This is a genomic window from Aeromicrobium sp. JP4, from assembly GCF_054957925.1.
Genome location: NZ_CM143290.1, coordinates 1,264,560 through 1,287,095, shown reverse-complemented (window position 1 = coordinate 1,287,095; position 22,536 = coordinate 1,264,560). Strand labels below are relative to the sequence as shown.

Genomic DNA, 22,536 nt, shown 5'->3' with positions numbered 1-22,536 from the left:
GAATGGCCGCATGCGCGTCCACCTCGGTGCCGATCACGCCGGCTACGAACTCAAGACCCACCTCGTCACCTGGCTGCGGGACAACGGCCACGAGCCGATCGACCACGGCGCCCACGCCTACGACGAGCTCGACGACTACCCGCCCTTCTGCATCGACGCGGCCCAGGGCGTCCTCGACGACCCGGGCTCGCTCGGCATCGTCATCGGCGGCTCGGGCAACGGCGAGCAGATCGCCGCGAACAAGGTGCCCGGCATCCGCTGCGCGCTGACGTGGAGCGTCGAGACCGCCCAGCTCGCCCGTCAGCACAACAACGCCCAAGTGATGGGCATCGGCGCGCGCATGCACTCGGTCGAGGAGGTCGAGTCGATCGTCGAGGCGTTCCTCACCACGCCGTGGAGCGAGGCCGACCGCCACCAGCGTCGGATCGACCTGCTGGCCGAGTACGAGGAGAAGGGCACTCTTGCCTGAGGGACACACCCTCCACCGGCTCGCGCTCGACCTGACCGGCACGTTCGGCGGCAAGCGCGTCCGTTCGTCCAGCCCTCAGGGCCGGTTCGAGTCCGCCGCGGTGTTCGACGGCCGTGAGCTGGTCGAGGCCACGGCCCACGGCAAGCACCTGTTCGTCGCCTTCGCGGGCACCGAGGAGCAGGTGCATGTGCACCTCGGCCTGTACGGGTCGTTCAACCTCGTCGACGATCCGGCGCCGCCGGTCGTGGGGCAGGTGCGCTGGCGCATCGCCTCCGACCGGGTCAGCGCCGACCTGCGCGGCCCCACCGCGTGCGAGTCGCTGACCCCCGACGAGGTGGAGACCGTGCTGGCGCGGCTGGGCGAGGACCCGCTCGACCCCGACGCCGACGTGGAGCGGGCCGCCGCGCTGGTGGCGCGGTCCCGCGCACCGATCGCGACGCTCCTCATGGACCAGCGCATCATCGCGGGAGTCGGAAATGTCTACCGCGCCGAGGTGCTCTTCCGGCACCGCATCGATCCGAGGACCCCCGGACGCGACCTGCGGCCGGTGACGTTCCTCACACTGTGGTCCGACCTGGTCGACCTGATGGGGGAGGGGGTGCGCACCGGACGCATCGACACGGTGCGCGCCGAGCACGAGCCGGAGGCCATGGGGCGCCCGCCCCGCGTGGACGATCACGGCGGCGAGGTCTACGTCTACCGCCGTGCCGGACAGCCGTGTCACGTGTGCGGGACGAAGGTCCGCACCGAGGTCGTCGCGGCGAGAAACCTGTTCTGGTGCCCGCGTTGCCAGAGACGCCGATAGGGTCAGTCCGTGAGTACGGCGCGAGGGGCGAGACGCGACCCTGTCGGTCGCTACCTGTCGTCCAACGCCCGTGAGTGGCGCTCGGGCTCCCGGGACGGGCAGATGGCCGTCCTGGCGGCCCTGCTGCTGGTCACCGTGGTCATGTTCATCATCAGCCTGACCTGGTACGCGATCATGCCGGTGACGATGTTCATCCTCCCGCTGCTGGTCGGCGGGATGCTCCTCCAGTGGTGGCCGCAGGCCTCGCTGACGGGCATCGTGCTGTTCGCCGCCACGGTCTCGTCGCTGGTCTACACGCTCGACAGTGGCTGGAACGCCGCCCGACCGGCGTCCCTGCTCGCGGTCTACCTCGCCAGCGCGATCCTGCTCTACAGCGCGTCCCGCACCCGCTCGGGCCTGCCCGCCGCACTCGGCGAGGCCATGCTGATGGAGCTGCGCGACCGCCTGCAGGCCCAGGGCACCGTGCCGAGGCTGCCCGAGGGCTGGGTCAGCGAGTCCGCCATGGAGTCGGCCGGATCGGCCAAGTTCGCCGGCGACTTCCTCGTCGCCAACCTGTCCAAGGACGAGAAGTACCTCGAGATGGTGCTCGTCGACGTCTGCGGCAAGGGCGTCTCCGCCGGCACCCAGTCGCTCCAGCTGGCCGGAGCGCTCGGCGGGCTGATCGGCTCGCTGCCACCGCTGGGCCTGTTCGCCGCGGGCAACGACTACCTGCTGCGCCAGTCGTGGGACGAGGGATTCGCCACGGCGGTGCACGTGCTGGTGAACCTCGAGACCGGCGGCTACGAGGTCCTCAACGCCGGGCACCCGCCGGCGATGCACTGGAAGCCCGACGAGGACCGGTGGGTCGTCTCGGGTGCGCGCGGTCTGGCGCTCGGCATCATCGACCACCCCGAGTTCCGCGGCGCCACCGGCGTCCTCGCGCCCGGCGAGGCGCTGATGTTCTACACCGACGGCGTCGTCGAGACCCGCACGCTCGACCTCGCGGTGGGCATCGAGTGGCTGCGGGGTGCGGCGAAGATCGCGATCAGTCACGGCATGGACGGCGCACCCCGCCGGATCCTCGACCAGACCGAGCCCGGCGAGGACGACCGCGCGGTGCTCATCCTGCACCGGCTTCCCGCCTGACCTCCGCGCTGCGGCCGTCGTAGAGTCCGAGGCATGGACGACTCGCCCCGCGGACTCGCCGACCAGTGGCCGCTGCTCGCCACGGCGGCGGGCGTCGTGCTGATGGGGGTCTTCATCCTGACCAGCACGAGCGACCCCGACAAGGGCTGGGTCTTCGTGGTGTTCGGCGCGGCCTGGATCGTGGTGACCGTGGGGCGGACCCTCGTCGCTCGCGGGCGGGGCCGGCGCGACTGAGGCGCAGGTACGTGGAGCGGACGACGAGATTCGAACTCGCAACATCCTGCTTGGAAGGCAGGGACTCTAGCCATTGAGTTACGTCCGCGTGGCGCCGAGGCGCCGCCTCCATGATGCCACAACCGCGTGAGGACTCAGGACCCCGTCGACACGATCAGGTCGGCTGCCTCCGGCGTGTGGTCGGTGGCGATGTACTGCTCCTCCTGGGCGGCCCACACGTCCCACCACGGGGCGTAGGTGTCGCCGTCGCGGGTGAGGGCCCGCCGGCGGCGCTCCTCCTCGGGCGCCTGGAGCCACACGAGATGGCTCAGGAACGGCCGCAGCGCGGTGGCGCCGGCCCCCACGCCCTCGATGATGAGGTCGTTCGTCGGTCGCACGGTGAGCCACCGGCCCGGCGCGTCGGCCTCCCAGTCCCACTGCCGGGCGCGGCCGATCTCGCCGATCGCCAGGTCGGCCAGGAGGGCACGGACGATCGCGGGGGTCCGGGACAGGCCGTGCCAGCCGGGGTAGAGACGCTCGAGGTGCAGGATTGGCGCGCCGATCCGGTCGGCGAGGTCCAGGGCGAGTGCCGTCTTGCCGGCTCCGCTGCGGCCGTCGATCGCGATGACGCGGGTGGCTCCGCAGGCCGGAGCGCGGCCGCGCACGCGCGCGGCCAGGAGCTCGGGAAGGCTGGAGGGGTCCACCGGGTCGACGCTACCCGTTCGTCGGATCGTGGCGAGCCCGCGTGGACGCTAGTTTGGCTGCATGGAGCCCGTGAGAGTGCGACTCTTCGCCGCCGCCCGCGAGGCGGCCGGCACCTCGGAGACGACGGTCGAGGCCGCCACGATCGGCGACGTCCTCGACGCGTTGGCCGCGAGGTTCGAGGACCTCGGTCCGGTGCTGACGCGGTGCTCGGTGCTGGTGGAGGGCACGCGCACGACCGACCGGTCGGCGCCCGTCCCGGCCGGTGGCACCGTCGACGTGCTGCCGCCCTACGCGGGAGGCTGAGCCGCGCCGCTCAGCCGCCGATGGCGCTCATCGGGCGGTCGGGCTGCACGAAGGTGGGGGAGTCGATCCCGTGGCCGGCGCGCTTCGCGGCGATCGAGCCGCTGATGATCCGCACGAGGTCCTCGTCGCTGCCGCCGCCGCGCAGGACCTTCACGAGGTCGGACTCGTCGCGCGCGAAGAGGCAGTTGCGCACGTGGCCGTCGGCGGTGATGCGGATGCGGTCGCACGCGGCGCAGAAGGGCGCGGTCACCGAGGCGATGACGCCGACCGAGCCGGGACCGCCGTCGAGCAACCACGTGTCGGCGGGGGAGGAGCCGCGGCCGGGGATCGGCTCCAGCTCGTAGCGCGTGCGCAGCCGCTCGAGGATCTCGTCGCCGGTGAGCATCGCGGCGCGGTCCCACGTGTGACCGGCGTCGAGCGGCATCTGCTCGATGAACCGCAGCTGCGCGCCCTGGCCGACGGCGTACTCGACCAGGTCGACGAGCTCGTCCTCGTTCACGCCACGCATCGCGACGGCGTTGAGCTTGAGCGGCGTGAAGCCGGCGACCCGCGCCGCCTCGATGCCCGCCAGGACGTCGTCCAGCCGGTCGCGGCGGGTGAGCTGGGCGAAGCGCTCGCGGTCGAGCGTGTCGATCGAGATGTTGAGGCGAGCGAGGCCGGCCTCGCGCAGGGGCTGGGCGAGCTCGGCCAGGCGCAGTCCGTTGGTGGTCATCGAGACCTCGGGGCCCAGCGCCGCCAGGCGCCGGACGACCTCGACGGCGTCCTTGCGCACGAGGGGCTCGCCGCCGGTCAGCCGGATGCTGGTGACGCCGAGACCGACGCAGACCCGCGCGATCCGCTCCAGCTCGTCGGTGGTGAGGATGCTGTCGCGCTCGATCCACGGCACGCCCTCGGCGGGCATGCAGTAGGTGCAGCGCAGCGAGCACTTGTCGGTGAGGGAGATCCGCAGGTCGCGGTGCACGCGGCCGAAGCCGTCGACGAGGGTCACAGGCCCACCCAGTCCGAGCGGCCCTGCGTGTCGGTCTGGCGCTTCCAGATCGGGACCTCGGTCTTGATCAGCTCGATCAGGGCGCGAGTGGCTTCCAGCGCCTCGCGGCGGTGGGGGGCCGCGCTGGCGATCACGACGGCGACGTCGCCGACGGAGAGCGAGCCGAAGCGGTGCGAGACTGCGACCGTCGCTCCGGTGTTGAGCGCGACCTGGCCCGCCAGGGCGGCCATCATCCCCTCGGCGTCGGGGTGCGCCTCGTACTCCAGCTGCGCGACGGTGCCGGCGGCGTCGGGGTCGTGGTCGCGGATCGTGCCGACGAACACGTCGGTGGCGCCGGTCGCGCGTCCGGTGACGGCGGCCAGGTGCTCGGCCACGTCGAGCGGCTCGTCGACCACGCGGGCGTGGACGACCCGTCCGGTCACCGCTTCGGTCGTCATGCAGACAGCCTAGGTGCCCGCACCGAGTTCGGCCGGGCTCGTCTCGTGGCCGGGACGTGGTCGGGATGACAGGATTTGAACCTGCGGCCCCCTGCTCCCAAAGCAGGTGCGCTACCAAGCTGCGCCACATCCCGTGGGCACGGATCAGTGTAGGCCGCTCGGCGGCAGCCCGTTTGACCCGCCACCACGGGGGCCCCGTAGACTGGACGCTGGCCTGCGTGAGGACTCCGTGGGCTTGCCACGAGCCCAACGACGCAGGAGTCATCACGTGAAGAGCAGCACCGAATCGCTGAGCCCCACCCGGGTCAAGCTGACCATCGAGGTGCCGTTCGAGGAGTTCAAGCCGAACCTCGACAAGGCCTACAAGACCATCGGTGCACAGATCCAGGTCCCCGGATTCCGCAAGGGCAAGGTTCCCTCGGCGATCATCGACCAGCGCGTCGGCCGCGGCGCCGTCCTCGACGAGGCCCTGAACTCGGCCCTCCAGGGCTGGTACGCGCAGGCTCTGCAGGAGACCAAGACCACGCCGCTCGGCCAGCCCGAGATCGACCTGACGAAGTTCGAGGACGGCGAGACCATCGAGGTCACCGCCGAGCTCGACGTGCGCCCGCAGCTCGAGATCCCCGACGCCTCCGAGATCGCCGTGACGGTCGAGGACATCGAGGTCGGCGACGACGACGTCAACGAGCAGCTCGACCAGCTGCGCGAGCGCTTCGCCACCTTCAGCGAGGTCGACCGCCCGGCCGCCGAGGGCGACTCGATCACGATCGACCTGTCGGCCGCTCGCAAGGACGGCTCGCTCATCGACGAGGCCCAGGCCGAGGGCCTGCCCTACGTCATCGGCAAGGCCACCATGCTCGACGGCCTCGACGAGGCCGTCACCGGCCTGTCGAAGGGTGAGTCGGCGACCTTCTCCACCACGCTGGTCGGCGGCGACCTCGCCGGCGAGGAGGTGGACGTCACCGTCACGCTGCAGGACGTGCGCCAGACCGACCTGCCCGAGCTCGACGACGAGTTCGCCCAGATGGCGTCGGACTTCGACACCATGGACGAGTTCCGCGCCGACCTCGTCGAGCGCCTGACCCGCGGCAAGCGGATCGAGCAGGCCGCCGAGGCCCGCGACCTCGTGCTCGAGGAGCTCGTCAGCAAGATCGACGCCCCGATGCCCGAGGGCCTCGCCGAGGGCGAGCTGACCAACCGTCGCCAGCAGATGGACCAGCAGCTCGCGATGGCCGGCCTGACGCTGGAGGACTACCTCACCGACCAGGAGGACGGCAAGACCGTCGAGGAGTTCGAGGCCGAGCTCGAGCGCGACGTGCGCGAGTCGATCGTGGCGCAGTTCGTCCTGGACCAGCTGGTCGAGGAGAACGAGTACCCGCTCGACAACGACGAGCTGAGCCAGCACATCATGCGCCGCGCCCAGCAGTCCGGTGAGGACCCGAACTCCTACATCCAGCACATCATGGAGCACAACCACGTGCCCGAGATGATCAGCGAGGTGCTGCGCGGCAAGGCGCTCGCCGCGCTCGTGGAGTCCGCGAAGGTCACCGACAAGTCCGGCAACGTCGTCGACCTGGCCAACCTGCGCGCCGACGGCACCGTGGGTGGCGCCGAGGACGAGACCGAGTCCGAGTCCGAGTCCGACTCGCAGTGATCCCCGGTGGGCTCGTCCCACCGACCGAGAGCCGGTACCCCGCTGGGGTGCCGGCTCTCTCTCGTCTCCGGACGCTCTCGCCACGCTGTCCAGCCAGAGAACAGGGTCTTGACGTGAGCCACCTCACACGGGAATGTAACTTCTAGTTACACTGTAACTAACAGTTACACGTCGTCCCAGCGACCAGGACCCCAGGAGACAATGTGAAGTTCCCACGCCCCCGTACCGCGAGTCTCGCGGCGACCGCCGTCGTCGCGTTCGCGGTTTCGACCATGTCCTCGCCCGCGCACGCCGCCGAGGACGTCTACACGCCCCCGGCCACCATCGCCGGCGCCCCCGGCGCCATCCTCAAGCAGGCACCCGGCACCTACGCCTTCGACAACCTCGGTCTGAACCGGGCCGATGCCACGGTCACGAAGGTCCAGTACGTCTCGACCGGTGCCCGCGGAGCCAAGACCGCTGTCACGGGCACGGTCATCGTCCCGAAGGCAGCCTGGACCAAGGGTGGTGAGCGTCCGATCATCTCGTTGAGCCCCGGCACCCAGGGCCTCAACGACAAGTGCGCCCCCAGCAAGCTGATCGAGACGGCCCAGCTGTACGACGGGAACTGGCTCAAGCAGTTCTACGACGCCGGCTACGCCGTCGCGATGACCGACTACGAGGGCCTCGGCACGCCGGGCACGCACCCGTACGCGAACAACATCGCGTTGGGCCAGAACGCGCTCGACGTGGTGCGGGCCGCGCAGAACCTCGGCTTCTCCAAGACCGCTCCGGTCTTCCTCCAGGGCTTCTCCGAGGGCGGTGGCGCCACGGCGGGCGCCCTCGAGCTGGCCCCGACCTACGCGCCCGAGCTGAGGATCAAGGGCGGCCACGCCACGGCGCCCACGGTCGACCTCGGCGCGGTCGCGAGGAACATCGAGCACAGCGCCTACCAGACGTTCATGCTGTTCGCGGTCAAGATGCTCGACGTCACCTACCCCGAGCTGGGCATCCGCGCCCTGACCAACGAGGCAGGCCAGAAGCTGCTCGACGGCGCGGACACCGCCTACGGCTGCCTGCCCGAGAGCCTGCCCAGCGGGTGGCTGGACACCAAGACGCTGACCAAGGAGGGCAAGACGATCACGTCCTACCTGTCGCGGGCCGACATCGCGAGCCGCCTGGGCCAGCTGAAGCTCGGCTCGAAGAAGATCGGCGTCCCGTTCAAGGTCACGTCCTCCTGGGCCGACGACGTCATCCCGAACGCGACGGTGAAGCAGGCCTCCAAGGACTGGTGCGCCAAGGGCTCGAAGATCTCGTACAGCACCCTGTTCGCCCCGACTCACGTGGCGTCCGGCTACGAGGGCAGCGGCCAGGCCGTCGGGTTCTTCAACGACCTCGTCGCGGGCAAGTCCTTCGCCTCGAACTGCGGCTGGATCTTCTGAGGTCCTCTCCGCGGCGCGACACCGCCCCCGCGAGCTCCGGCTCGCGGGGGCGGCTGCGTTCACGGGACGAGATCGCGCGCCTGCGATGCGAGGCCGTACGGCACCATGGGTCCATGTCCTCCACGGCGCGCACCACCGATGTCGCCGCGCTGGCCCTCGAGTACGGCGACAGGCTCGTCCTCGGCACGGTGCGCGAGGTCCACGGCGCCATCGCCCGCCGGGCCTTCCGGGCGACGCGACTGGTCGGCAGCCGGGTGCCCGAGTCCGTGCACGACGCGGTCGCGGGCTCGATCTACGGTGGCATCTCGGGTGCCCTGCGCCTCTCCGGTGGGGCGGCCCGCGCCCTGGCTGCGCGCGGCGTCGGCGCGCCGGTCGACGACTCCCGGCTCGGGCGCCAGGTGCGATCCGCCGTCAACGGCCTCGTCGGCGACGAGCTGCGGCTGCTGGGGGATCCGCAGGCCATCACGATGTCGCTGCGTCACGACGGCACGGACATCCCCGCCACGCCGTGGAGGCTGCGGCAGGCCTACCCCGACGCCACGGGTCACCTCGTCGTCTTCGTGCACGGCCTGTGCGAGAACGAGGAGTCGTGGTCGCGCAGCAGCCGCGAGCGCCCGACGTACGCCGACCGCGTCGCTGCCCACACCGACGCCACCCCGGTGCTCCTGCGCTACAACACGGGCCTGCACGTCTCGGAGAACGGCCAGCACCTCGACGAGCTGCTGGAGCAGCTGGTCGAGGCCTGGCCGGTGGCGGTGCACCGCATCACCCTCGTGGGCCACTCGATGGGCGGCCTGGTCGTGCGCGCCGCCACCAACCGCGCCACCGTGGCCGGGCACCAGTGGGCCCACCGCGTGAGCGACGTCGTGTGCCTCGGTACGCCGCACGCCGGCGCGAACCTGGAGAAGGCCGCGCACCTCGGCTCGCGCATCCTGAGGATCTGGCCCCAGTCCACGCCGTTCGGCGCCATCCTGGACTCCCGCTCGGCCGGCATCGTCGACCTGCGCCACGGCTACATCACTGCCGACGAGTGGGAGGGTCAGGACCTCACCGCTCGGTGGGGCCTCGACCGGATCGCCGCTGCCCCGCTGGCGCACGCGGAGTACCACTTCGTGGCCGCGACGGTCGGGGCCACCCAGCGTCACCTCCTCAGCACGGTGCTGGGCGACCTGATCGTGCACTTCTCCTCCTCGGCGGGCATCGGCCGGAGCGGGCCGGTCGTGGAGCACGCCCGGCTCGAGTACCTGCCCTCGACCCACCACCAGGCGTTGCTGAACCATCCGCGGATCGCGGACTGGCTGGTCACGTGGGTGACCGCGCGCCCGCGGCGTACGCGAGCGCTGGAGTCCTGAGCCCGCTCACACTGTGAGCCGGATCACCCCCATGTGACAGTTCTGGTGTCACGGTCCACTAGGCTCGCCGAGCAGTGACCGCGACGAAGGAGAGCAGCATGGCCAACCGCGACGAGATCTCGGCGACCATCGACATCGAGGCGCCCCCCGAGCGGGTGTGGGAGCTGGTGAGCAACCCGGCCCACATGCCCCGCTGGAGCCCGCAGTGCCGCAAGATGATCGTCCGCGGCAAGGGACCCGTCGGCGTGGGCACCACCACGATCAACGTGAACCGGCGCGGCCCGCTCTTCTGGCCGACGCGCTCGAAGGTCAAGGAGTTCGTCCCTGGGAAGCGGTTCGCGTTCAAGATCGCCGAGAACGGCACGATCTGGTCGTACGACCTCGAGGCCACCGCCACGGGCACGCGCCTCACCGAGAGCCGTCACGCGCCGCACGGTGTCTCGTCGCTGTCGAACTTCCTCACGCGCCGCGTGCTGGGCGGCACCGAGAACTTCGAGGAGGAGCTCGAGGCGGGCATCCGTCAGACGCTCGAGCGCATCAAGGCCGCGGCCGAGAGCAGTGACCTGGTGGGAAAAGCCTGAGCGGGGGAGTCCCGCCCCTCGAGACGTCCCTGCTCGTCGCCGCTCCGCCGGAGAAGGTCTGGGACGTGCTGAAGGACCAGCGCAGGATGAGGCGCTGGAGCCCCGAGACGTGGCTCCAGCTCTTCTACCCCCGGCGGCTGAGCCACAACCAGGTCTCGCTCAACCTGAACCGGCGCAAGGCGTTCGTCTGGCCCACCGTGAGCCGCTACGTCGACGTGGTGCGCCCCCAGCGCCTGGCGTTCCAGGTCTACGGCCCGGCCGCGCGGTGGAGCTACCGCCTCGACCCCGAGGACGGGGGCACGCGCCTGACCCTGCGCCGCGACCTGGCCGGGGGCCGGCGCAGCCTGCTCAGCCGGGTCGTGGCCACGCTGGCGCTCGGAGGGATCCAGAGTCACGACGACGAGCTCCTCGTCGGCATGGACCGCACGCTCGCGGCCATCTCGGCCGAGGTCGACGCGCACGTGGCCCGGTGACCCTGTACGCCGATGGCGAACACGGGGGCCGGGCGCGTGTCTGCGTCGGTTCCGCGGTCTAGGGTCAATGACGTGAACGCACCCATGAGCCCCCAGATGGCCGTCGAGGCGGGTCCCTCCGATCTCGACGGGCACATCTACAACCGACTGCTGAAGGAACGCATCGTCTTCCTCGGCTCGGAGGTCCGCGACCAGAACGCGAACGCGATCTGCGCGCAGCTGCTGCTGCTCAACGCCGAGGACCCCGAGGCCGACATCTACTTCTACATCAACAGCCCCGGCGGCTCCGTCGACGCGGGCATGGCGATGTACGACACGATGCAGTTCATCTCCAACGACATCGTCACCGTCGGCATGGGCCTGGCCGCCTCGATGGGCCAGTTCCTGCTCGCCGCCGGCACCGCGGGCAAGCGCTACGCGCTGCCCCACACGCGGATCATGATGCACCAGCCCTCGGGCGGCATCGGCGGCTCCGCGTCCGACGTCAAGATCCAGGCCGAGCAGTCCATCCTGCTGAAGAAGCAGCTCAACCAGCTGCAGGCCCAGCACACCGGCCAGAGCGTCGAGCAGATCGAGGCCGACGCCGACCGCGACCGCTGGTTCACGCCCGCGCAGGCCAAGGAGTACGGCTTGATCGACGAGATCGTCAACACGGCAGGAGACGTGCGATGAGCGAGCGCCAGCGAGTGAACAATCCAGATCTCCGAATCGCGACGCCGACCTACCGTCGCTTCTCCAGGAAGGCGTCGCGATGAGTTATTACATGCCGCAGTGGGAAGAGCGCACGTCCTACGGATTCCGCCGGATCGACCCCTACACGAAGCTGTTCGAGGACCGCATCATCTTCCTCGGCACCCCGATCAGCGACGACGTCGCCAACGCGGTCACGGCCCAGCTGCTGTGCCTGCAGTCGATGGACCCCGATCGCGACATCAGCATCTACATCAACAGCCCCGGCGGCTCGTTCACCGCGCTGACGGCGATCTACGACACGATGCGCTACATCAAGCCCGACGTGCAGACGTTCTGCCTGGGCCAGGCCGCCTCGGCTGCCGCGGTGCTGCTGGCCGCGGGTACGCCCGGCAAGCGCTTCGCGCTGCCGAACAGCCGGATCCTCATCCACCAGCCCTACACCGAGGGCACGGGCGGCCAGATCTCCGACCTGGAGATCCAGGCCAACGAGATCATCCGGATGCGTGAGCTGCTCGAGAAGATGCTCGCCGAGGCCTCGAACAAGACGGCCGAGGAGGTCAGCCGCGACGTCGAGCGCGACAAGATCCTCACCGCCGCCGGTGCCGTCGAGTACGGAATCATCGACCAGGTGCTCGAAACCCTCAAGGTCCCGGTCTGAGCGACACGACCGGACCGAACCGCCGTTGACGGGTCCCCCACGACGCCTCCGTGTGGCATCGTGGGGGGACCGCCAGGAAACGACAGGAAACAACTCGCATGGCACGCATTGGTGAGACCGCCGACCTGCTGAAGTGCTCCTTCTGTGGGAAGAGCCAGAAGCAGGTCAAGAAGCTGATCGCCGGACCCGGCGTCTACATCTGCGACGAGTGCATCGACCTGTGCAACGAGATCATCGAGGAGGAGCTGGCCGAGGGCGCCGAGGTCAGCCTCGGGGAGCTGCCGAAGCCGGCCGAGATCTACGAGTTCCTCAACACCTACGTCGTGGGCCAGGAGGGCGCCAAGAAGTCGCTCGCCGTGGCGGTCTACAACCACTACAAGCGCGTGCAGGCGCAGGCCTCCGGCCGGATCAACAAGGACGAGACGGTCGAGCTGGCCAAGTCGAACATCCTGATGGTCGGCCCCACGGGCTGCGGCAAGACCTACCTCGCCCAGACGCTGGCGCGCATGCTGAACGTCCCGTTCGCGATCGCCGACGCCACGGCGCTCACCGAGGCCGGCTACGTCGGCGAGGACGTCGAGAACATCCTGCTCAAGCTCATCCAGGCCGCCGACTACGACGTCAAGAAGGCCGAGACGGGCATCATCTACATCGACGAGATCGACAAGATCAGCCGCAAGAGCGAGAACCCCTCGATCACCCGCGACGTGTCGGGCGAGGGCGTGCAGCAGGCGCTGCTGAAGATCCTCGAGGGCACCACCGCCTCGGTGCCGCCGCAGGGTGGTCGCAAGCACCCGCACCAGGAGTTCATCCAGATCGACACCACCAACGTGCTGTTCATCGTCGGTGGCGCCTTCGCCGGACTCGACCAGATCATCGAGCAGCGCAGCGGCAAGAAGACCCTCGGCTTCAACTCCGACATCGCGCCGGTGGTCGAGGAGAACGACCTGCAGAAGCTGTCCAAGGTCGTGCCCACCGACCTGCTGAAGTTCGGCCTGATCCCCGAGTTCATCGGCCGCCTGCCGGTCATCGCCGCGGTCAACAAGCTCGACAAGCCGGCCCTCATCTCGATCCTCACCGAGCCGCGCAACGCGCTCACCAAGCAGTACATCCGGCTGTTCGCGATCGACGACGTCGAGCTGGAGTTTACCGAGGACGCGTGCGAGGCGATGGCCGACCTGGCCCTCGAGCGCGACACCGGCGCGCGCGGCCTGCGCTCCATCGTCGAGGACGCCCTGCAGGACGTCATGTACGAGATCCCCAGCCGCGAGGACGTCGCCAAGGTGATCGTCACGGCCGACACCGTGCGCCACCACACGCCGCCGCGTGTGCTCACCCACGACGAGGCCGACAAGAAGGCGAGCTGACCCCGGTATAGCGTCGACCCATGGTCGATCTCACGCTCTTCGGAGCCACCGGGTTCACCGGCGGTCTCACCGCCGACTACCTCGCCGTCCACCTGCCCGCCGACGCCACCTGGGCGATCGCGGGCCGCTCGCGCGCGAAGCTCGAGCAGGTGGCGGCGCGCATCGCGGCCACGGGTCGTGAGGCACCCGCGATCGTCGTCGCCGACCTAGCCGACGACGCCTCGATGGCGACGATGGCCTCCGGCACGCGGGTCCTCATCAGCACGGTCGGGCCCTACCTCGAGCACGGTGAGCCTGCGGTCAAGGCCGCGGCGGAGGCGGGCATCGACTACGTCGACCTGACGGGCGAGCCGCAGTTCGTCGACGAGATGTACCTCAAGTACCACGAGACCGCGGTGGCCACCGGGGCCCGGCTGGTGCACTCCTGCGGCTTCGACTCGATCCCGTACGACCTGGGCGTCTTCCACACCGTGCAGCAGCTCCCCGCCGACGCCCCCATCACGGTCAAGGGCTACATCCGCGCGAAGGCCTCCTTCTCGGCCGGCACCTACCACTCGGCGCTGGGCCAGATCGGCCAGTTCCGCGGCTCGAAGGCCGCCGCCAAGCAGCGTCGTGCCCGCGAGGGCCGACCCACGGGGCGTCGCGTGCGCGGCGGCGGCCGCGTCGGTCGCGCCGAGCCGCCCGTGAAGGGGTTCGGGGTGCCGCTGCCCACGATCGACCCGCAGATCGTGCTGAGGTCGGCCCGGGCGCTCGAGCGGTACGGCCCGGAGTTCACCTACGAGCACCACGCCCACTTCAGGACCCGCCGGATGATGGCGCTGGCCGCTCCCGTGCTCGGTGCGGTGGCGGTGGGCGCCCAGATCCCGCCGGTGCGCGCCATGCTGGTCAAGCTCAAGGCGGCCGGCGACGGTCCCACCGAGGAGCAGCGGGCGAAGTCGTGGTTCACGCTCACGCTCGTCGGCATGAGCGGCGACACCAAGCTCGTCACCACGGTGCGCGGCGGCGACCCGGGCTACACCGAGACCGCCAAGATGCTCGCGGAGTCGGCGATGTCGCTGGCCTACGACGACCTGCCCGAGGTCTCGGGCCAGACCACCACCGCCGTTGCGATGGGCGCCGCGTTGGTCAACCGGCTGCAGAACTCCGGCATCGACTTCGCCACCCAGCCCGTCGAGTAGAGGCGGTCAGGCGACGACGACCTCGACGCCGACGTCCTCGAGCATCGCGCGGTCGCGCCCGGTGATGCCGTCGTCGGTGACCACGGCGGTGGCGTCGCCGAGGTCAGCGAAGGAGAACACCCGGTGCGGGCCGAACTTCGTGGAGTCGGCGAGCACCACCCGGGTGCGGGCCGATCCGAAGAGCGCGCGCTTGACGGCGGCCTCCTCCGAGTCGGGGGTGCTGAAGCCGTGGTCGGCGGCGATCCCGTTCGTGCCGATGAACGCCACGTCGGCGCGCGTGCCCCGCAGGGCCTCCACGGTGGTCTGGCCCACGGCCACGCCGGTGACCTCGCGGACGCGGCCCCCGAGCGTGTGGAGGGCGATGCCGTCGTGGCCGAGCAGCAGGTGGGCGATGGCGACGCTGTGGGTCAGCACCGTCAGGTGGCGGTCGGCCGGCAGGACCTCGGCCAGGTGCGCCACCGTGCTGCCGCCGTCCAGCAGGATGCTGCCGCCGGTGCCGGGCAGGAACTCGAGGGCGGCCGCCGCGATGCGTGACTTCAGCTCGGGCCTCTCACCCGTGCGCTGGGCGAGGCTGGCCTCGAGGCGCGCGTACGCCGTGGACAGCACCGCACCGCCGTGCACCCGCGTGGCGGTCCCGGCACGCTCGAGCACGTCGAGGTCGCGGCGGATCGTCTCGGTGGACACCGACAGCTCCGCCGCCACCTCGTTCACCGAGAGCCGCCCGTCGCGGGTGAGGCGCTCGGCCAGCAGCACCTGACGTTCAGCGGCGTACACGTGACCTCCCGAGCTGTGGAACTCTGTGGCTTTCGCTGGGAGTTTACGGGGTCAGGACTCCGCGAGCGTGGCGTCGACCTTCAGCGCGCCCTCGCCGGCGGTGGTGACGACCTCGCCGACGACCCGCCCGGCCGCCCGCACGTCGGGCAGCGCCGACGCGAGGAGGTCGAGCGTGGCGGCGTCGCCCGAGATCTCCACCTGCGTGACCTCGGTGCGCTGACTGACCTTCGCCGTGGACTTCGCACCACGGATGCCGGCCAGTGCCTCGCCCGCGATCGCGAGCAGACGGGCGTCGAAGGCCTCGATCGCGAGGTCGTCGGCGGTGGGCCACGCGGAGCGGTGGATCGACCCCTCCTGCCACCACGACCAGACCTCTTCGGTGACGTAGGGCAGGAACGGCGCGAGCAGGCGCAGCTGCACCGAGAGCGCCAGCACGAAGGTGGCCTTCGCCGAGGTCCCGGAGGCGTCCTCGGCGCGGGCGCGCTCCTTCACGAGCTCGAGGTAGTCGTCGCAGAAGTCCCAGAAGAACTTCTCGGTGACCTCGAGCGCCGAGGCGTAGTCGTAGGCCTCGAAGTGCGCGGTGGCGGTCTCCACGACGTCGCGCAGGCCGGTGAGCAGCGCCCGGTCGAGCGGCTCCGTGACCAGCGCGGGGTCGAGCAGGGAGGCGTCGGCGCCGAGGCCGTACTGCTCGACCGGCGCGACGACGAACTTGCTGGCGTTCAGCACCTTCATCGCGAGGCGACGCCCGACCTTCATCTGGGTCTCGTCGAACGGCGAGTCCGCGCCCGGGCGAGCGCCCGCGGCGCGCCAGCGCACGGCGTCGGCGCCGAACTTCTCGAGGATCTCGTCCGGGACGACGACGTTCCCCTTGGACTTGCTCATCTTCTTGCGGTCGGGGTCGACCACGAAGCCCGAGAGGGCGGCGTGCTTCCACGGCACGGTGCCGAACTCCTGGTTGGAGCGCACCACGGTGGAGAAGAGCCACGTGCGGATGATGTCGTGGCCCTGCGGGCGCAGGTCCATCGGGAACGTGCGCTCGAACAGGTCGAGGTCACGCTCCCACCCGCACACCAGCTGGGGGCTGAGCGACGACGTGGCCCACGTGTCGAGCACGTCGGGATCGGCGATGAAGCCGCCCGGCTTGCCGCGCTGCGACTCGTCGAAGCCCGCCGGAGCCTGCGAGGCGGGGTCCACCGGCAGGTCGTACTCCGGCGCGAGGATCGGGTTGTCGTGGTCGGGCTCGCCGTCCTCGTCGAGCAGGTACCAGACGGGGAACGGGATGCCGAAGAACCGCTGACGGCTGACCAGCCAGTCGCCGTTGAGGCCCTCGATCCAGTTCGTGTAGCGCGACTGCATGTAGCCGGGGTGCCAGTCGATGTCGTCGCCGAGGCCCACCAGGTGCTGGCGCAGCTCGGCGTCGCGGCCGCCGTTCTTGATGTACCACTGGCGGGTCGAGACGATCTCGAGCGGCTTGTCGCCACGCTCGTAGAAGTTCGCCATGCGCTGCGTGGGCGTGGGCTCGCCGTCGAGATCGCCCGACTCCGCGAGGGCGGCCGTGATGGCCTCACGGGCGCTGAAGGTGGTCTTCCCCGCGAGCTCGGCGTAGACGCTCTCGCCCGGACCGCCGGCGATCCACTCGGGCACCTCACGCAGGATGCGGCCGTCGCGGCCGATCACGGTGCGGTTGGGCAGGTCGAACTCGCGCCACCACTGGACGTCGGTGAGATCGCCGAAGGTGCAGCAGTGGACGATGCCCGAGCCCTTCTCCGGGTCGGCCAGCGTGTGGGCCAGGACGGGCACCTCGACGCCGAAGATCGGCGAGTGGGCGGTGGTGCCGAACAGGTGCTGGTAGCGCTCGTCGTCGGGGTGGGCGATGAGCGCCACGGCGGCCGGGGTCAGCTCGGGACGGGTGGTCTCGATGAACACCTTCTGGCCGTCCGCGAGGTGGTAGGCGACGCGGTAGTAGTGGCCGGGGTAGTCACGTGCCTCGAGCTCGGCCTGGGCGACGGCGGTCTGGTAGGTGACGTCCCACATCGTCGGCGCGTCCTGGCTGTAGGCCTCGCCGCGCGACAGGTTGCGCAGGAACGCGCGCTGGCTGGTGACCTGCGCGTCGTGGCCGATCGTCGTGTAGGTCTGCGACCAGTCCACCGAGAGGCCGAGCGTGCGCCACAGCTTCTCGAAGACCTGCTCGTCGCGCACGACGAGCTCGTTGCACAGCTCGATGAAGTTGCGCCGGCTGATCGGGATCTGCTTCTTCGGGTCGGGCTTGGCCGGGGGAGTGAAGTCGGGGTCGTACGGCAGCGACGGATCGCAGCGCACCCCGTAGTAGTTCTGCACGCGGCGCTCGGTGGGCAGGCCGTTGTCGTCCCAGCCCATCGGGTAGAACACCTCGAGACCGCGCATGCGCTTGTAGCGCGCCATCAGGTCGGTGTGGGTGTAGCTGAAGACGTGACCCACGTGCAGCGAGCCCGAGACGGTGGGCGGCGGGGTGTCGATCGAGTACACCTCGTCGCGCGTCTTGGTGCGGTCGAACGCGTACGTGCCCTGCTCGGCCCATACGTCCACCCACTTCTCCTCGAGGCCTTCGAGGACGGGCTTCTCCGGAACGCGGTTCTGTGCAGTGGTCACGAGCGTCGATTCTACGTGGCTTCGCCGGTGACATCCGCCGCGGGAGCACGGCCCGTCGCTCGGGCTCTACGGACCGGGGATCGCGATTCCGGGGTTGAGGACGTCGCGGGGATCGAACGCCTGCTTGACGAGGCGGTGGGCGCGTACCGCGGAGGCATCGAGCTCGGTGCCGAGCCACCCCCGCTTGAGGGCTCCGACCCCGTGCTCACCGGTGATCGTCCCGCCCAGCTCGAGCGCGCGAGCGGTGATCTGGTCGAAGGCACGCAGCGCGGCGACGCGACTGTCGGGCCGGCCCTCGTCGTAGATGATCGTGGGATGCATGTTGCCGTCCCCGGCATGGCCGAAGACGCCGATCACCAGTCCCTCACGCGCGGCGATGTCCTCGACGGAGGTGATGAGGTCGACGATGCGGGACCGGGGCACGCAGACGTCGTCCAGCAGCCAGTCGCCGAGCCGCTCCAGGGCCGGCAGCGCGAGCCGTCGTGCCTGCAGGAGCAGGTCGCCCTCGCGGAGGTCGTCGCTGACGGCCACGTCCTCGGCCCCTGAGGCCCTGCAGAGGTCGGCCGCGAGGGCCACCTGCGCGGCACTGTCGGGCTCGTCGCTCTGGGCGAGCAAGATGGCGGCGGTGCCGGTGTCGAAGCCGAGCCGGCTCATCGACTCGATGGCGCTCAGCGTGGTCCGGTCCATGATCTCCAGCAGCGACAGCCGCGTGCCCGCCCGCGTCAGCTGCTGGACCGCCGTGCCGGCCGCGGCGAGCGTGCCGAAGGTGGCCAGCATGGTCGTGGGCGGTGCGGGCCGCGGGACCAGCCGCACCGTGATCTCGGTGATGACGCCGAGCGTGCCCTCGGAGCCGACCAGCAGCGAGGTGAGGTCGTACCCGGCGACGCCCTTCGCGGTCCTGCGCCCGGTCCGCATCACCGAGCCGTCGGCCAGCACCACCTCCAGCGCGCGGACGAAGTCGCGGGTGACGCCGTACTTGACGCAGCACATGCCGCCGGCGTTCGTGGCGACGTTCCCACCGATGGTGCAGCTGTCGACGCTGCCCGGATCCGGCGGGTAGAAGAGGCCGTGCTCCAGCACCGCGGCACGCAGGTGGCCGGTGATGACGCCCGGCTGGACCACCGCGACCTGCTCGTCGGGGTCGATGGAGACGATGGAGTCGAGCCGGTGGGTCGAGAGCACGATGGAGCCGCGCTGGGCGTTGGCCCCGCCGCTGAGGCCCGTGCCGGCGCCGCGGGTCACCACCGCCAGCCCGCGCCGAGCCGCCTCGCGCAGGACCTCGGCGACCTCCTCGGTGCTCCTGGGCGCGAGGACGGCCTCCGGCCGCGCGTGCTCGGTGAACCGCGACTGGTCCCGCGAGTAGCTCGCCATGACCTCGGGATCCGTCGACAGCAGCGCGGGTCCCCACCCGGAGAGGTTCGCGTCGTCCATCGGTCGATCCTTCCCTCGGTCCGGGTCGCGGGCAGCACCGCCGCCGCACGAGTGTCAACCTAGCCAACGTGGAGCAGGCGCCTCCCGGGCCGGTCGGGTGGTCGGCTCCGGCCGGCGGTCGAGCAGGATGGGGACCGGAGGCGATCAGATGAGCGAGGACGAGAGGCCGACGATCCACGTGGTCGCGGCGTTCACCACCGACGCGCAGGACCGGATCCTCATGGTCCGCAAGCGCGGCTCGGAGGTGTTCATGCAGCCCGGCGGCAAGCCCGAGCCGGGCGAGGAGGCGGTGCCCGCGCTCGTGCGCGAGCTGGCCGAGGAGCTGCTCGTCGAGGTCGCCCCGGACGACCTCACGGCGTGGGGCCGGTTCGAGGCCGACGCCGCCAACGAGCCCGGGCACCACCTCGTGGCCGACGTGTTCGCGCTGCGCCTCGACGGCGAGGTCACGGCGGCGGCCGAGATCGCGGAGGCCCGCTGGTTCACGCGCGAGGAGGCCCGGGCGCTCGGCGAGCGCCTGGCCCCGCTGGCCCGGCGCATGCTCGAGGTGCCCGAGGTCCGCTCGCACCTCCGGCCCTTCCGCTTCACCGAGCCGATCGAGACCGAGCGGCTGCGGCTGCGACCGATCACGCTGGACGACGTCGACGCCTTCCACGCCTACCAGGGCCGCGAGGACGTCGCCCGCTTCATGCTGTTCGAGCCGCGCACCCGCGAGGAGATGGCGGCCAAGGTGGCGGAGTGGTCGTCGCACACCGCGCTGGAGCGGGAGGGCGACTACCTGGAGATCCCGGTCGAGCGCCGCACCGACGGGCGCATGATCGGGCACCTCTACCTGAGCCTGCGCAGCGTCGACCACCTCACCGCCGAGATCGGCTGGGGCCTCCACCCTGACTTCCAGGGGCAGGGCTTCGCCGAGGAGGGCGCCCGAGCGCTGCTCCGGCTCGCGTTCGAGGACATGCGCCTGCACCGGGTCGTCGCCGAGCTCGACCCGCGCAACGACGCCTCGGTGGCCCTGTGTCGCCGCCTGGGCATGCGCGAGGAGGCGTTCTTCCGTCAGGACATGTGGTTCAAGGGCGCCTGGGCCGACACCGGCGTCTACGCGATGCTCGCGGGCGACTTCTCCTCGACCTGAGGCTCCGGCGGTGCGGAGCCGTCGGTGCGGCCGAGCCGGCTGGGCCACCAGATCGACTTGCCGATGTCGAGGTTCAGCGCCGTGACCAGCACCGACCGGACGATGATCGTGTCGAGCAGGACGCCGATCGCGACCGCGAAGCCGAGCTCGGCCAGGAACACGATCGGCAGCGTCGCCAGGGCGGCGAACGTGCCGGCCAGCACGAAGCCCGCCGAGGTGATCACGCCGCCGGTGGCCGCCAGCCCGATCAAGGCGCCTCGGCGCGTGCCGTGCAGCAGCGCCTCCTCGCGGACGCGGGTCATCAGGAAGATGTTGTAGTCGATGCCCAGCGCCACGAGGAACACGAACGCGAAGAGCGGGAACGAGGAGTCGGCGCCGGCGAAGTCGAACACGTAGTGGAACACCAGTGCGCTGATGCCCATGGCCGCCGCGAACGACAGCACGACCGTCAGCAGCAGGATCAACGGCGCGGCGATGGACCTCAGCAGGAGCATGAGGACCAGCAGCACGACGAGCAGGATGATCGGGATGATCAGCCGGTTGTCGGCCGACGACGCCTCCTGGACGTCGAGGTTGAGGGCGGTGTTGCCGCCGACGAGCGCGTCAGCACCCTCCACGTCGTCGAGCGCCGTGCGCGTGTCCTCCACGGCGGTCTTGGCCTCCTCGGAGTCGCTCGGGACGCTCAGGGTCGCCTCGAAGTACGCGAGGTCGTCCTGGACCTGCGGCTCGGTGACCGTGGCGGGATCGACGTTCTCGACCCCGGCCACGACCTCGCGGACCTCCGCGGCCTGGTCGGCGTTCGTGATGATCTGGAGCGGATCGCCCGCGCCCGCCGGGAAGTGCTCGGCGATGCGCTCCTCGGCGACCACCGAGGGCTGGGTCGTGGTGAACGCCTCGGCGTTGCTCAGGCCCGTGGCGTCGAGCTTCACGATGCCGAACGACAGCGCCACGAGGATCAGGCTGGTGACGACCCAGACCGCGCGGGGCGCTCGGGCGATCCGCGTGCCGACCTTGGCCCAGAACCCGGTGTCGGTGCGCTCGGGGTCGCCGAAGTGGGGGATGAAGGGCCAGAACACCCAGCGTCCGAAGATCACGAGCAGCGCGGGCAGCAGGACCAGCATCGCGAGCAGGGCCACCGCGATGCCGGCGGCGCCCACCGGGCCGAGGCCGGCGGTGGAGTTCATCTGCGCGAAGAGCAGGCACAGCAGGCCGATGATCACGGTGCTGCCGCTGGCGAGCACGGCGGGCGCGGCCCGGTGCAGGGCGTGCGCCATCGCCTCGTGGCGGTCCTCGTAGCGACGCAACTCCTCGCGGTATCGCGCCACGATCAGCAGCGCGTAGTCGATGCCCGCGCCGAGCACGAGGACGCTGAGGATGCCGGCGCTCTGGCCGTTCACCGTCAGCCCGCCGTACTTGGCCAGCAGGTAGACCAGGCCCTGGGAGGCGAAGACGCTCATCAGGCCGCAGAACAGCGGGATCAGCCACAGGATCGGGCTGCGGTACGTCAACAGCAGCATCACGACGACGACGCCCACGGCGGCCGCGAGCAGAATGCCGTCGATGCCCGCGAACGCCTCGGCCTGGTCGGCGCCGAGCGCGGCCGGACCGCCCACGTCGACGCGCAGGTCGGTGCCCTCGACCGCGTCCTCCGCCGCCTCGGTCACGTCGTCGATCCAGTCGGGCAGCTCCTCCCAGCCCTCCTCGTCGAGGGTGATGGGCACGATGAGCTGCGCGGCCACGCCGTCCTCGCTGGGGATCGGCCCCGCGACCTCGCCGACCGGCACGTCCTCGAGGGCGCCGATCGCGGTGGCGGCCTCCTGGGCGGCGGCCAGGTCGGCCGGCGTCAGCGGCTCCTCCGACGTCAGCAGCTCGATCGCGGGGGCCATGTTCTCGTCGTAGAACGAGCCCGCCTGCTGGATCACCTGTGTCGACTCGGCCTCGTCGGGAAGCCACGAGGCGATGTCGTTGTCCTGCACGCTCGTGAGCTTGGCGCCGAACGAGCCGAGGCCGCCGAGGATGACGAGCATGACGACCAGCACGACCCACTTGACCCAGCGATGAGTGATCCAGCCCGCGATCTGACGGTTCATGCGTTCAGTCTGTGACCGCGCTGTGGCCCCTGACCATGGGTGAAGACCCCGATTCTCGGACC

Annotated in this window: 22 protein-coding genes and 2 tRNA genes; 15 read left to right on the top strand and 9 right to left on the bottom strand. The window is 70.6% G+C overall.

The genetic code is table 11. The features are described from left to right. The first annotated feature begins 10 nt into the window (after window positions 1-10). From ACY1JX_RS06395 to ACY1JX_RS06380, 4 genes are read left to right on the top strand one after another with little or no spacing between them, the layout of a single operon-like run. Window positions 11-469 carry a ribose-5-phosphate isomerase gene (locus ACY1JX_RS06395; RefSeq protein WP_462565593.1) on the top strand — a complete coding sequence of 153 codons (459 nt, stop codon included), beginning with the start codon at window positions 11-13 and terminating at the stop codon, window positions 467-469. Next, window positions 462-1,274, top strand: a complete 813-nt coding sequence (locus tag ACY1JX_RS06390; RefSeq protein WP_462565592.1) for an Fpg/Nei family DNA glycosylase — start codon at window positions 462-464, stop codon at window positions 1,272-1,274. Before ACY1JX_RS06395 ends, ACY1JX_RS06390 begins: the two co-directional genes overlap by 8 nt. A gap of 9 nt (window positions 1,275-1,283) precedes the next feature. Further along, a complete protein-coding gene (locus tag ACY1JX_RS06385) occupies window positions 1,284-2,399 on the top strand; it encodes a PP2C family protein-serine/threonine phosphatase (RefSeq protein WP_462565591.1) in 1,116 nt (371 codons plus the stop codon). A 33-nt stretch (window positions 2,400-2,432) separates the two neighbouring features. Continuing rightward, a complete protein-coding gene (locus ACY1JX_RS06380) occupies window positions 2,433-2,633 on the top strand; it encodes a hypothetical protein (RefSeq protein WP_181754886.1) in 201 nt (66 codons plus the stop codon). Window positions 2,634-2,645: 12 nt separating this feature from the next. On the opposite strand, the gene ACY1JX_RS06375 is transcribed toward ACY1JX_RS06380, so the two are convergent. Together ACY1JX_RS06375 and ACY1JX_RS06370 are read right to left on the bottom strand one after the other, a co-directional pair. Then, a tRNA-Gly gene (locus ACY1JX_RS06375) sits at window positions 2,646-2,721 on the bottom strand. Window positions 2,722-2,767: 46 nt separating this feature from the next. Next, window positions 2,768-3,316, bottom strand: coding sequence for a nucleoside/nucleotide kinase family protein (locus tag ACY1JX_RS06370; RefSeq protein ID WP_462565590.1), 549 nt, complete (start codon window positions 3,314-3,316; stop codon window positions 2,768-2,770). Between the two features lie 61 nt (window positions 3,317-3,377). On the opposite strand from ACY1JX_RS06370, the gene ACY1JX_RS06365 reads away from it, so the two are divergent. Further along, complete coding sequence (locus tag ACY1JX_RS06365; RefSeq protein ID WP_181754890.1) at window positions 3,378-3,620, top strand: MoaD/ThiS family protein; 243 nt, start codon at window positions 3,378-3,380, stop codon at window positions 3,618-3,620. Window positions 3,621-3,630: 10 nt separating this feature from the next. On the opposite strand, the gene moaA is transcribed toward ACY1JX_RS06365, so the two are convergent. From moaA to ACY1JX_RS06350, 3 genes are all read right to left on the bottom strand, one after another. After that, window positions 3,631-4,608, bottom strand: a complete 978-nt coding sequence (gene moaA, locus ACY1JX_RS06360; RefSeq protein WP_462565589.1) for a GTP 3',8-cyclase MoaA — start codon at window positions 4,606-4,608, stop codon at window positions 3,631-3,633. Then, window positions 4,605-5,045, bottom strand: a complete 441-nt coding sequence (locus ACY1JX_RS06355; protein ID WP_462565588.1) for a molybdenum cofactor biosynthesis protein MoaE — start codon at window positions 5,043-5,045, stop codon at window positions 4,605-4,607. Before ACY1JX_RS06355 ends, moaA begins: the two co-directional genes overlap by 4 nt. 57 nt (window positions 5,046-5,102) lie before the next feature. Then, window positions 5,103-5,179: transfer RNA gene (locus ACY1JX_RS06350), tRNA-Pro, on the bottom strand. A gap of 134 nt (window positions 5,180-5,313) precedes the next feature. Between ACY1JX_RS06350 and tig the strand changes: the two genes are divergently transcribed. The 9 genes from tig (at window position 5,314) to ACY1JX_RS06305 (ending at window position 14,422) form a co-directional block, all read left to right on the top strand. Beyond that, window positions 5,314-6,699: a trigger factor gene (gene tig, locus ACY1JX_RS06345; protein WP_462565587.1), complete on the top strand. Its 1,386-nt coding sequence runs from the start codon at window positions 5,314-5,316 to the stop codon at window positions 6,697-6,699. A 272-nt stretch (window positions 6,700-6,971) separates the two neighbouring features. After that, the gene (locus ACY1JX_RS06340) at window positions 6,972-8,120 is read left to right on the top strand and encodes a lipase family protein (protein ID WP_462565586.1); all 1,149 of its coding nucleotides are present in this window, start codon (window positions 6,972-6,974) and stop codon (window positions 8,118-8,120) included. 113 nt (window positions 8,121-8,233) lie between these two features. After that, a complete protein-coding gene (locus ACY1JX_RS06335; RefSeq protein ID WP_462565585.1) occupies window positions 8,234-9,472 on the top strand; it encodes an esterase/lipase family protein in 1,239 nt (412 codons plus the stop codon). Between the two features lie 98 nt (window positions 9,473-9,570). After that, window positions 9,571-10,053: an SRPBCC family protein gene (locus ACY1JX_RS06330; protein ID WP_181754902.1), complete on the top strand. Its 483-nt coding sequence runs from the start codon at window positions 9,571-9,573 to the stop codon at window positions 10,051-10,053. Window positions 10,054-10,118: 65 nt separating this feature from the next. Next, the gene (locus ACY1JX_RS06325) at window positions 10,119-10,526 is read left to right on the top strand and encodes a hypothetical protein (RefSeq protein WP_462565584.1); all 408 of its coding nucleotides are present in this window, start codon (window positions 10,119-10,121) and stop codon (window positions 10,524-10,526) included. Between the two features lie 96 nt (window positions 10,527-10,622). Next, on the top strand, window positions 10,623-11,198 hold the full coding sequence (locus ACY1JX_RS06320; RefSeq protein ID WP_078698878.1) for an ATP-dependent Clp protease proteolytic subunit: 576 nt from the start codon (window positions 10,623-10,625) through the stop codon (window positions 11,196-11,198). Between the two features lie 79 nt (window positions 11,199-11,277). Continuing rightward, window positions 11,278-11,877, top strand: coding sequence for an ATP-dependent Clp protease proteolytic subunit (locus tag ACY1JX_RS06315; protein ID WP_462565583.1), 600 nt, complete (start codon window positions 11,278-11,280; stop codon window positions 11,875-11,877). 98 nt (window positions 11,878-11,975) lie between these two features. Then, window positions 11,976-13,244: an ATP-dependent Clp protease ATP-binding subunit ClpX gene (gene clpX, locus ACY1JX_RS06310; protein ID WP_181754908.1), complete on the top strand. Its 1,269-nt coding sequence runs from the start codon at window positions 11,976-11,978 to the stop codon at window positions 13,242-13,244. A gap of 20 nt (window positions 13,245-13,264) precedes the next feature. Then, window positions 13,265-14,422 carry a saccharopine dehydrogenase family protein gene (locus ACY1JX_RS06305; RefSeq protein ID WP_462565582.1) on the top strand — a complete coding sequence of 386 codons (1,158 nt, stop codon included), beginning with the start codon at window positions 13,265-13,267 and terminating at the stop codon, window positions 14,420-14,422. Window positions 14,423-14,428: 6 nt separating this feature from the next. Here the strand turns inward: ACY1JX_RS06305 and ACY1JX_RS06300 are convergent, their stop codons facing one another. The 3 genes from ACY1JX_RS06300 to ACY1JX_RS06290 form a co-directional block, all read right to left on the bottom strand. After that, window positions 14,429-15,196, bottom strand: a complete 768-nt coding sequence (locus tag ACY1JX_RS06300; RefSeq protein WP_462565581.1) for a DeoR/GlpR family DNA-binding transcription regulator — start codon at window positions 15,194-15,196, stop codon at window positions 14,429-14,431. Window positions 15,197-15,247: 51 nt separating this feature from the next. Then, the gene (gene valS, locus ACY1JX_RS06295; RefSeq protein WP_462565580.1) at window positions 15,248-17,824 is read right to left on the bottom strand and encodes a valine--tRNA ligase; all 2,577 of its coding nucleotides are present in this window, start codon (window positions 17,822-17,824) and stop codon (window positions 15,248-15,250) included. A 66-nt stretch (window positions 17,825-17,890) separates the two neighbouring features. Next, window positions 17,891-19,255: an FAD-binding oxidoreductase gene (locus ACY1JX_RS06290; protein WP_462565579.1), complete on the bottom strand. Its 1,365-nt coding sequence runs from the start codon at window positions 19,253-19,255 to the stop codon at window positions 17,891-17,893. Between the two features lie 148 nt (window positions 19,256-19,403). On the opposite strand from ACY1JX_RS06290, the gene ACY1JX_RS06285 reads away from it, so the two are divergent. Next, entirely contained in the window at window positions 19,404-20,384 is a 981-nt protein-coding gene (locus tag ACY1JX_RS06285; RefSeq protein WP_462565578.1) for a GNAT family N-acetyltransferase, read from the top strand. Here the strand turns inward: ACY1JX_RS06285 and ACY1JX_RS06280 are convergent. Then, complete coding sequence (locus ACY1JX_RS06280) at window positions 20,348-22,474, bottom strand: MMPL family transporter (RefSeq protein WP_462565577.1); 2,127 nt, start codon at window positions 22,472-22,474, stop codon at window positions 20,348-20,350. The genes ACY1JX_RS06285 and ACY1JX_RS06280 overlap by 37 nt on opposite strands. Between the last annotated feature and the right edge of the window lie 62 nt (window positions 22,475-22,536).

Excerpts from the sequence above, each read along its gene's own strand:
- ACY1JX_RS06395 (WP_462565593.1), top strand. The coding sequence starts at position 11 with ATGCGCGTCCACCTCGGTGCCGATCACGCCGGCTACGAACTCAAGACC.
- ACY1JX_RS06380 (WP_181754886.1), top strand. The coding sequence starts at position 2,433 with ATGGACGACTCGCCCCGCGGACTCGCCGACCAGTGGCCGCTGCTCGCC.
- ACY1JX_RS06365 (WP_181754890.1), top strand. The coding sequence starts at position 3,378 with ATGGAGCCCGTGAGAGTGCGACTCTTCGCCGCCGCCCGCGAGGCGGCC.
- ACY1JX_RS06355 (WP_462565588.1), bottom strand. The coding sequence starts at position 5,045 with ATGACGACCGAAGCGGTGACCGGACGGGTCGTCCACGCCCGCGTGGTC.
- ACY1JX_RS06340 (WP_462565586.1), top strand. The coding sequence starts at position 6,972 with ATGTCCTCGCCCGCGCACGCCGCCGAGGACGTCTACACGCCCCCGGCC.
- ACY1JX_RS06335 (WP_462565585.1), top strand. The coding sequence starts at position 8,234 with ATGTCCTCCACGGCGCGCACCACCGATGTCGCCGCGCTGGCCCTCGAG.
- ACY1JX_RS06330 (WP_181754902.1), top strand. The coding sequence starts at position 9,571 with ATGGCCAACCGCGACGAGATCTCGGCGACCATCGACATCGAGGCGCCC.
- ACY1JX_RS06320 (WP_078698878.1), top strand. The coding sequence starts at position 10,623 with ATGGCCGTCGAGGCGGGTCCCTCCGATCTCGACGGGCACATCTACAAC.
- ACY1JX_RS06315 (WP_462565583.1), top strand. The coding sequence starts at position 11,278 with ATGAGTTATTACATGCCGCAGTGGGAAGAGCGCACGTCCTACGGATTC.
- clpX (WP_181754908.1), top strand. The coding sequence starts at position 11,976 with ATGGCACGCATTGGTGAGACCGCCGACCTGCTGAAGTGCTCCTTCTGT.
- ACY1JX_RS06305 (WP_462565582.1), top strand. The coding sequence starts at position 13,265 with ATGGTCGATCTCACGCTCTTCGGAGCCACCGGGTTCACCGGCGGTCTC.
- ACY1JX_RS06290 (WP_462565579.1), bottom strand. The coding sequence starts at position 19,255 with ATGGACGACGCGAACCTCTCCGGGTGGGGACCCGCGCTGCTGTCGACG.
- ACY1JX_RS06285 (WP_462565578.1), top strand. The coding sequence starts at position 19,404 with ATGAGCGAGGACGAGAGGCCGACGATCCACGTGGTCGCGGCGTTCACC.
- ACY1JX_RS06280 (WP_462565577.1), bottom strand. The coding sequence starts at position 22,474 with ATGAACCGTCAGATCGCGGGCTGGATCACTCATCGCTGGGTCAAGTGG.